This is a genomic window from Nostoc sp. CHAB 5715, from assembly GCF_020829685.1.
Lineage (GTDB): Bacteria > Cyanobacteriota > Cyanobacteriia > Cyanobacteriales > Nostocaceae > Nostoc.
The window spans coordinates 1-8,070 of record NZ_JAIVFR010000255.1; the positions used below are offsets into that span (position 1 = coordinate 1).

Here is an 8,070-nt window from a genome sequence, read left to right on the forward strand (position 1 = left end):
GGCGTCTCCGACAGGAGAAGGAATAAAAGTTGCAGAGAGTTTTTGCGTAAGTCCTGATATATTGACTATTTATATTAACTAATTTACAGCAGTTTTCATGTATTTGAACCACATCTGTTGTAGGGGTTTAGCATTGCTAAACCCCTACCGCGTGGTCTATTTACCTGAAAATAGCTGTAAGATTGGTCATTAGTCATTAGTCATTAGTCATTTGTCATTAGTGATTCTTCCCACTCCCCACTCCCCACTCCCCACTCCCCAATTCAATCAAACTTTGATGGAACAACCGAAAGTTATTTTTTTAGATGCTGTGGGTACACTCTTTGATGTCAAAGGTAGTGTGGGCAAAGTTTATAGTCAGATAGCCCAGGAATTTGGCGTTACAGTTTCAGCCGAAACATTGAATACAGCCTTCATCAAAAGTTTTAAAGCAGCGCCGCCGCCGATATTTCCAGATGCAGAATTGCAAGATATTCCCCAGCGCGAGTTTGATTGGTGGCGGATAATTGCCCTGAACACTTTTGATAGTGCAGGTGTTCTCAAGGAATTTTCTGACTTTTCGGCTTTTTTTAGCGAACTTTACATCCACTTTGGCACTGGCGAACCGTGGTTTGTCTATCCCGATGTTTTACCAGCTTTAATCAACTGGCGGCGGTTGGGAGTTACCTTGGGGGTGCTGTCCAATTTTGATTCTCGGATTTACTCAGTATTGCAAAGTTTGGGATTGAGAGAGTTTTTTTCCTCCGTCACCATTTCTACCCAGGTACGTGCAGCTAAACCCGATCCTCAAATTTTTGCCATTGCCTTAGACAAACATAAATGTTCCCCAGAGGCAGCATGGCATATTGGCGATAGCATTGTAGAAGACTATCACGGAGCTAAAGCAGCTGGACTCAGAGGCGTTTGGATCAACCGTGGAAAATGAGGGGATACTTTCAATTCAGCAACGCCAAATTTTTAAAGTGGAATCCAATCCAATCTATCAATCCACTCTTCTACCTCAGTCGCTTCCCAAATCAAATAAATTGTTTCTGCCCAAATACTGAGGTTCCCACTAGAACGCAACCAAACTAGTCCCCAAATATGTCCTCCATCTCCCCAGTGTTCTTCTAGATGTTCGGGCATACTTTTGCGGTTGTCTGTAACCAATATTCGTTGGGATAATTCCAGGTAGCGCAAGATATCTGGGTCAAGCGTACCTAATGGCGGTGCTTCGGCATCGCCTACGCGCAGAATATCTATTGCTGGATTGAGGCGCAAAACAGATGTCTTCAGCTTGGGCGACAAATTTTCATCAAGGAGAAAACGTACCTTCACCAAGAGTTTAGCAACTCCTGCTCACGTTGCGCCTTTAATGCTCTTAAACGCTGCATCAAAGGTGAAGGATTAGCTGATGATTCTTGATAGCGCTGTTCTCGCCACTTTGCTAGCCGCAACATATAAGCATCTATTTCAACACGATTATGCAGATAGTAGGTAAGCGTCGCGTAAATTTTCTCCAAATTCAGGGAAGGTAATTCCTCTATAATTTGCTCTGGTGAATATCCTTGCAAGTAATATTGAATCACATTATCAATACCAATGCGATGGCCTTTGATACGGATATCATCTGGGTCTAAAAACTCAAAATAATCTTCTAGTTGCATTGATCTACCTATATAGGGTCTTTTAGGATTAATTCGTAATTTGTAATTGAGTTTTATAATTACGAATTATTTTGACATACTTTGTATTTATGTTATGGAGACAATAAACCCTTTCAAGAGCGATCGCTTGATGAATTCCCTAGTCATCGCAAAACCTCTGACTCCAAAAACTTCCTATGTTCTACTCAAACGCTGAGGGATAACGGAGATGGGGAAGAGTTAGAACTTGAAATATTAAGTTCAAAGACTCATTAATCCACCTCAAAGACTCATTAATCCACCTCAAAGACTCATTAATCCACCTCAAAGACTCATTCATCCCCCTTGTCCCCCAGTCCCCACTCCCCACTCCCTTATTCTCCATGCTGCCCCAACACTCGTATGATCAAAATATCAAGAAAACATAACAGCCAGATTTTTACCGCAAAACATGGGCAGTATTTGGGAAATCGATTTTTACTCCCGTCCGATTTTGGACGATAATCAGAAAAAAGTTTGGGAAGTCTTAGTCTGCGAAAGCCCCTTGGATATCAGTACAAAAGTAGATTCTTTGTTTCGCTATGCTCAATATTGTCCCAGTACCCAGGTAAATTCGGGCTGGTTGCGGACAGCATTGCAGGAAGCTATTAACCAAGCTGGAAAAGCACCAATTAAAATCCGCTTTTTCCGCCGCCAAATGAACAACATGATTACTAAAGCCTGCCAAGACTTGGGCATTCCCGCCCAGCCTAGCCGCCGTACTTTGGTTCTCAACCATTGGTTAGAACAGCGCATGGAGAAAGTGTATCCTCAAGAGGCAGGGTATCAAGGGGGGGCTAATCCCTCAGTCCGCTTGGAAAAACCTTTGCCGCAACGTTTACCAGATGCATTGGAAGGACAGCAGTGGGTATTTGTTACCTTAAATGCTGCGGATTTAGCAGAAATGCCAGAGTGGGAAATTGGCTTTGGTGAAGCTTTCCCCCTAGAGTTGGTGAAAGTTTCACCCGAAGCCCGTATTCCTGGTATATTGATTTTCTCACCGAGAGCGTTGCCTTTGGCAGGCTGGATGTCTGGTTTGGATTTGGCTTTCTTAAGATTTGATACCAGCGAAGAGGGGAGATTGCTTTTAGAAACTGGTGTAACTGAAAGCTGGATTGTGGCAAATATCAAAAAACCTCAACTTTTAGCAGAAGCCAAAGGTTTTGAAGAAGCCAAGCAAAAAGCTAACGGAGTGCATTTTATCGGTGTACAGTCTGATCCAAAAGCACAAGCTTTTGCTGGTTTTTGGCTGTTGCAAGAGGTGAATCTTTGAAAATGGGGAGTGGGGAGTGGGGAGTGGGGATTGGGGATTGGGGATTGGGGAGGCAGGGGGAGCAGGGGAGAAAACTAAGTGACTAATGACTAATGACTAATGACTAATGACTAATGACTAATGACTAGTTGAGACATGGCAATGATTTGGGATAATTAACTGCGTCCATCAGCGTTGATCTGCGGTTCTAAATGACAATTGCCGAAACATGCTGATGATTTTTGGATGGTTATCTGCGTCCATCACGTAGAAAGTTTGATTGTCGGTTTTTGACGATCGCACTTTTAAGAGACAGCGTTGATATGCGGTTCAAAATCCACAATTGCACTAAGGGTCATGGGTTCTGAAAATTTGTCACAAGATACACTAGCAGAACAGCTGCTGGAACTAGCTATTAAATCTGGAGCAGAAGCTGCTGAGGTGTATCAGTCGCGATCGCTTTCTCGTCCAGTGTTTTTTGAGGCAAACCGACTCAAACAGCTAGAAACTAACCAATCTGAAGGCACAGCACTACGACTTTGGCGAAACGGGCGTCCGGGACTGACGGTGGCTTACGGTTCTGTCCTAGCCGAAGTAATGGTGGAAAAAGCTCTGGCTCTAAGTCAACTGAATCTACCAGAAACAGTAGAATTAGGCTTTAACTCTCAGCCTTCCTACCCAGATTTAGGGGAAAGTGTGCCGATAGAGGTTTTGGTAGACTGGGGCAAAGAAGCGATCGCACTCATCCGCGATGCCTATCCCGATGTTGTTTGCAATGGTGACTGGGAATGTGATGTTGAAACTACCAGAATAGTCAACACTAAAGGTTTAGATTGTTACTATACTGATACTACCCTCAATTGCTATATATCAGCTGAATGGGTGCGTGGTGATGATTTTTTAAGTGTTTCCGATGGCCAAACTAAGCGGGGTGAACTCCACCCGGAAATATTAGCTAACCAAATTTTACAACGGTTAATTTGGGCCAGAGAAAATGTCTCATCTCCTAATGGTCGCGTCCCGATTTTGTTCACTTCTAAAGCAGCTGATATGCTTTGGGGTACTGTGCAAGAAGCTTTGAATGGCAAGCGAGTTTTAGAAGTAGCTTCCCCTTGGGCAGAACGTTTAGGTAAGGCAGTAGTTGCACCCAGTCTCACCCTCTATCAAGATCCAGAAGCCGGCCCTTATAGTTGCCCTTTTGATGATGAAGGCACTCCTACTCAATTTTTAGTATTTATCCAAAACGGAATTTTACAGCATTTTTATGGCGATCGCACCACCGGCCGCCAACTGGGTACTGACACAACTGGAAATGGTTTTCGCCCTGGTTTAGGTAGCTATCCCACCCCTGGTTTGTTTAATTTTTTGATCCAGCCAGGTTCAGCATCACTACCAGATTTAATTCAAGAACTGGATGATGGCATAATTGTGGATCAAATGCTGGGTGGTGGCGGCAGTATTTCTGGAGATTTTTCAATCAACGTTGATTTAGGCTACCGCGTCCAAAATGGTCAAGTAATTGGGCGCATTAAGGATACGATGGTTGCAGGTAATGTCTACACTGCCCTTAAGCAATTGGTTAAACTAGGTAATGATGCTGATTGGAATGGTTCTTGTTATACTCCATCTCTAATAGTAGAAGGACTATCCACGACGGGGAGAAATAATTGAATTGGGCAAGGGGCAGGGGGTAGGGGGAATGGAAAAAGAACCAATTAAAAGTCATGAAGACTTAGAAGTATATAAAATGGCGTTTGATACACCTCGAGTCAGTCTAAAAAGTCAGACTTGCAAATACAGTAAGAGTTTGGAGCTTGTTTAGTTCTGTTTTAGCCTTAACAGCCCCAGATCCATGTATTAGACAATCCGGTAAACGCCAACGCATTTCCCATCAGTTCACGGCTGACCATATCACTGACAAATGCTTGACGTACAGGTACATCTAAACCCTTCAGAAAACCTAACAATGCACTCAGAGTCAGCAATGTCCAAAAATTTGCCCAACCCAAAAATGTGATGACTGTCAGAGTTACAGATATAAAAATACCTATAACCTGAAATAGCAGCAACAGGCGATAGCGGTCATAGCGATCGGCTAAAATTCCTGAAATTGGAGCTAGTACAAACACTGGCAATTGTCCAAAAAACCCTGCCAATCCCAACAGCAAAGCCGAATCAGTCAATCGATAAATCAGCCAGAGAATCGCTACTTGTGTCATGAAATTGCCCGTCATAGACAAGGCTTGTCCAGCAAAGTAGAGGCGATAATTACGCGATCTAAAGGCAGGTAGATCAAGATTCAATTTGAATCTAAATTTAGCTAATAATTTCATGAACTAAGTGCAAATTACAAGGGAACAGGAAGAAATGAGGTAACAGTCCTATTTCTTCCTACCCCAAAGGTGTTGGTTGAGAAATTCCTCAATCCCCCAAAATCACACTGTTATTAATTCCCGCTTCGCAACTACTGACTCAGGTTTGACCTAAATCTTATCTAACCCACCACTCAACAGTCGATATTGTTGGTTAGGATCTTGTTGCGGGTAATCCTCGCGTTTGTGCATTCCTCTGGTTTCCTGACGTTGCAAACCACTGTTGTACATCCAACGAGCAGTAGCAACCATCGCCGCAGCTTCGCGCGATCGCACAATTTGGCTATCATCTAGTGTTTGGCTATTGCGAATTTCTCGCCAGAGGTCATCCAGTCGATCCAGGGATGCACTTAAACCTGTACCAGTGCGGAACTGGTAAATTTTTATAAAAAGTGTACAGCTTTACCTAAGTTCGTAGCGAATAAACTTAAACTAACTTTGCGTCTCTCTGCGTTAAACTCTGCGCCCCTCTGCGTTTAAATTTAAACCTTCAGTCTTTTCAGTCTTCCACACCTGCTCTAGATATACATAGCAAAGTAATCATTGTAAATTTCTGTATTAGTCATGACTGTGAGTTCTATTTGTTTCTGCTCTTCATCTGTTGCCGAACTCGTAGTCTGGTCTAAGCTTTCTTGAGGAATAAAATCACCACAGTATTCATTCGCAGGTACAGCTGCATTCATCTTTTGGGGATAACTCAATTTGAGATTATTCATGATGGTAATGAATTGACTACGACTGCGATCGCTAAATCTGGGATTAAACCGCTTTTCTTCGCCAATGGTAGAAACAGTCCGCCCTTTATAGTCATGGGCAGGATATACCAAGGTATCATCTGGCAAGGTGAATAAGCGTTGTGTCACCACATCGTATAAAGTTCCAGGATCGCCTCCCTGAAAATCTGTGCGTCCACAACCACGAATAAATAAGGCATCACCAGTTAACAGATAGCTTTTGTTCACCAAATATGCTATGTGACTGGCGGTGTGACCTGGTGTGAAAATCGTTTCGATGATTACCGATCCCACCTCTAGGATTTCGCCACCGACAAGGGAGCGATCGGCTTTTGTCACAGCAGTATTCTGAGGAACGAGCACTTCAGCGCCTGTTTGTTGCCTGAGTTTACCTGCCCCTGTGATGTGATCGGCATGAAGGTGAGTTTCTAGACAGTAGCGTAGCTTTAATCCCAGTTCATCTAATGATTGCAAATCGCGGTCAACTTGCTCTAATACAGGATCAACTAGAACAGCATCTCCTGTCTGCTTATCAGCAATTAAATAAGTGTAACTACTAGTTTCAGGGTCAAAAAATTGCCGAAATAGGAAAGTTGACTGGGGTAACTCTGCACTGCGTAGGCGTAGCCCGTCGTAGACATCGCTTACGCTTAACAAAGGCATTGTCGCAATAGTCCGCACACGCACTGGTAGCGACTGCAACAACGCCTTAGATAATTCCTGCGCCTGTCCCCGTAATTCTGGTACAGCGATAGTTTCCCACAAGTCGCCCTTACGGGGAGTTCCCAAGGTATAAAACAGCGTCGAAACGTTACCATCTGCTGCATATAAAGCACCATGAGTATCTGTATCTAATCCTAAACCGATGGCATTGGGGCGAATTAAACCCTGCGATCGCAAATTAGTAATCAGAGGATGAGGCGATCGGCGATAATCTGCTGCTACCCCTGTACAATTCACTACCCGGCGGACGTGCAAGATATTATTAGTTTGGGTTTTGCGCCAGCACACGGTCACTGTCACACCGTCCGGCAAAGCTTGATATTCCCGAATCCGCCCGGCGGCAATGGTGAGTTGAGCAGAATCCAGCATTTGGGTAACAACATCCGCCACTCTTGGGGCAATGCGGTGACGATGCACATCCCAATAGGGTGTAAGATGACGCAAAAAACGTTGCTGTTCCCCGGTCGGTAGTTGTTGCCAGATTTTTTGAATCATGGGACGCAGAGAATCAATTACTGCTCGCCAGTCGTAGCCTTGGGTAGCAGCAATTTCCACCTCGGCACGCAGCCGACGTAACCAACCGCGCACGTTTTTTGGTGAATTTTCTGGGGTCAAGAAGCAGGGATAAGGTTGAGCCGCTTGATGTTTGAGGGGAAATAATCCTCGTCGGGACACAGCATAAATTTTGCCCCGATGTTGGCGATCGCCCAGAGATAAAACCATATCCACCATCGTCAGTCCCGTACCAATTAGCAACACAGGTGCATCAGCATCAAGGTCTGCTAGGGCATCAGCTGACCAAGCATTCCGCAGATAACTTTCATCATTACTATTTGGGTTTTGAATGGCGGGGGGTGCAGAGGGTGAGTTCCCCAATGCCAGCACAACTCTGTCTGCGGCAAAACAGCGACCACTACGTAGAGAAATCATTGCGCCTTTTTCTTCAGGCTGTACCCCTACCACTTCATCGGTCAAGCGTTCTAGTCGCACATCACTAGGTGCTGTGGCTTCTGCTTCTGCTAAAACCGATTGAATGTATAAACCATAGACCTTACGAGGTATGAAGGTACTGGCATTGACTTCTTCTGAAAAAAATGCTGTTAACTCATCGCGGTTGTGCTGAAGCCAACGTAACAAATGCCCTGGATCGTGGGCAAATGCACTCATGTTGCCTGCCGATACATTTAGCAAGTGACAATGCGGGAGCTGCGCCGCGTCAGCCGCGGGCCGGTTGTCATCCTGACTTTCGACCCCCAGGCCCACCAGCGCTACTGGCTCTCGCAGTATGTCCCGGAGCTCGTCGCCGCCGAGGCCAAGCGCCATCC

The 8,070-nt window shown here is 44.7% G+C and carries 10 protein-coding genes; 4 read left to right on the forward strand and 6 right to left on the reverse strand.

Translation table 11 applies throughout. From position 1 onward, the window contains the following. Positions 1 to 277: 277 nt before the first annotated feature. Complete coding sequence (locus tag LC574_RS15695; RefSeq protein WP_229454384.1) at positions 278 to 925, forward strand: HAD family hydrolase; 648 nt, start codon at positions 278 to 280, stop codon at positions 923 to 925. 32 nt (positions 926 to 957) lie between these two features. On the opposite strand, the gene LC574_RS15700 is transcribed toward LC574_RS15695, so the two are convergent. The 3 genes from LC574_RS15700 to LC574_RS15710 form a co-directional block, all read right to left on the reverse strand. After that, on the reverse strand, positions 958 to 1,317 hold the full coding sequence (locus LC574_RS15700) for a DUF5615 family PIN-like protein (RefSeq protein ID WP_229454385.1): 360 nt from the start codon (positions 1,315 to 1,317) through the stop codon (positions 958 to 960). Further along, positions 1,314 to 1,646 carry a DUF433 domain-containing protein gene (locus LC574_RS15705; protein ID WP_229454378.1) on the reverse strand — a complete coding sequence of 111 codons (333 nt, stop codon included), beginning with the start codon at positions 1,644 to 1,646 and terminating at the stop codon, positions 1,314 to 1,316. The genes LC574_RS15700 and LC574_RS15705 overlap by 4 nt, the downstream gene beginning before the upstream one ends. A 181-nt stretch (positions 1,647 to 1,827) precedes the next feature. Further along, entirely contained in the window at positions 1,828 to 1,995 is a 168-nt protein-coding gene (locus LC574_RS15710) for a hypothetical protein (protein ID WP_229454379.1), read from the reverse strand. A gap of 81 nt (positions 1,996 to 2,076) precedes the next feature. On the opposite strand from LC574_RS15710, the gene LC574_RS15715 reads away from it, so the two are divergent. The 3 genes from LC574_RS15715 to LC574_RS38035 all read left to right on the forward strand — a co-directional run bounded on the left by LC574_RS15715 (position 2,077) and on the right by LC574_RS38035 (position 4,738). After that, positions 2,077 to 2,937, forward strand: a complete 861-nt coding sequence (locus LC574_RS15715) for a Tab2/Atab2 family RNA-binding protein (RefSeq protein WP_229454380.1) — start codon at positions 2,077 to 2,079, stop codon at positions 2,935 to 2,937. Positions 2,938 to 3,273: 336 nt separating this feature from the next. Then, a complete protein-coding gene (locus LC574_RS15720; RefSeq protein ID WP_229454381.1) occupies positions 3,274 to 4,587 on the forward strand; it encodes a TldD/PmbA family protein in 1,314 nt (437 codons plus the stop codon). 28 nt (positions 4,588 to 4,615) lie between these two features. Next, a complete protein-coding gene (locus LC574_RS38035; RefSeq protein ID WP_267871549.1) occupies positions 4,616 to 4,738 on the forward strand; it encodes a hypothetical protein in 123 nt (40 codons plus the stop codon). 13 nt (positions 4,739 to 4,751) lie between these two features. On the opposite strand, the gene LC574_RS15725 is transcribed toward LC574_RS38035, so the two are convergent. The 3 genes from LC574_RS15725 to LC574_RS15735 form a co-directional block, all read right to left on the reverse strand. Next, a complete protein-coding gene (locus LC574_RS15725; protein WP_229454382.1) occupies positions 4,752 to 5,219 on the reverse strand; it encodes an MFS transporter in 468 nt (155 codons plus the stop codon). A 180-nt stretch (positions 5,220 to 5,399) separates the two neighbouring features. Next, the gene (locus tag LC574_RS15730; RefSeq protein WP_368736694.1) at positions 5,400 to 5,675 is read right to left on the reverse strand and encodes a hypothetical protein; all 276 of its coding nucleotides are present in this window, start codon (positions 5,673 to 5,675) and stop codon (positions 5,400 to 5,402) included. Positions 5,676 to 5,806: 131 nt separating this feature from the next. After that, entirely contained in the window at positions 5,807 to 8,008 is a 2,202-nt protein-coding gene (locus tag LC574_RS15735) for an FAD/NAD(P)-binding protein (protein ID WP_368736695.1), read from the reverse strand. Positions 8,009 to 8,070 lie beyond the last annotated feature (62 nt).